Here is a 651-nt window from a genome sequence, read left to right as displayed (position 1 = left end):
GGGGTCAGGAGGCGATGTTGGGGTCGGGGGCGGGGGTCAGGCGGGGCCGGGGGCGGAGGCCGCGCGCCAGCCGGTCCAGCGGTGCACGGCGATGGCGATCACCGGGCCCTGCGGCGGCTGCTCGCGGTACTGCGGGTACTTGTCCGCGAGGGCGGCGAGCGCCGCCGCGTACTCCTCGCGCAGGGCGGGGTCGTCGGCGTCGGCCGGCACGACACGCGCGCCGCCGTCGGCGCGCACCCACCACAGCCGGTCCCAGTCCTCGTCGTACGTGTCCACGAGCAGGGACACGGCCGGCTGTACGGCGATGTTGTGCAGCCGGCGCAGCTGGAGCGAGGTCTTGGGCTTGCGGTCCACCGCCGAGACGAAGGCGTGGTGGCCGAGGGCGTCCGGGCCGAGGGTGTCGTGGCCGACGGCGGCGAGGACGAGCGGGACGACGTGGGGCCGGCCCTCCCCGTCCACGGTGGCGAGGCGGGCCACCCGGGCGCCCGTGAACCGCTCGCGGGCCTCGTCGCTCTCCATCATCGGCACGGTGGCGCCTCCCGGCTGGGGGTGGTGGTCTCTCGAAGTATCCGCAACCCTGCCGGATCCGGCCTTTCGGGCCATGTGCCGCTTGTTCGTCCGTGCGGGCCGGTGGGGGCTGGTCGCGCAGTT

At 75.7% G+C, this 651-nt stretch carries 1 protein-coding gene; it reads right to left on the bottom strand.

The window, feature by feature from the left end:
* Positions 1-36: 36 nt before the first annotated feature.
* The coding region (locus WN71_RS39345; RefSeq protein WP_338058731.1) for a TIGR03668 family PPOX class F420-dependent oxidoreductase at positions 37-651 on the bottom strand (615 nt) is incomplete at its 5' end.

The organism is Streptomyces mangrovisoli, from assembly GCF_000974985.2.
GTDB lineage: Bacteria > Actinomycetota > Actinomycetes > Streptomycetales > Streptomycetaceae > Streptomyces > Streptomyces mangrovisoli.
Note: the sequence above shows the minus strand (reverse complement) of the source record. Positions and strands in the feature narration are given on the sequence as shown.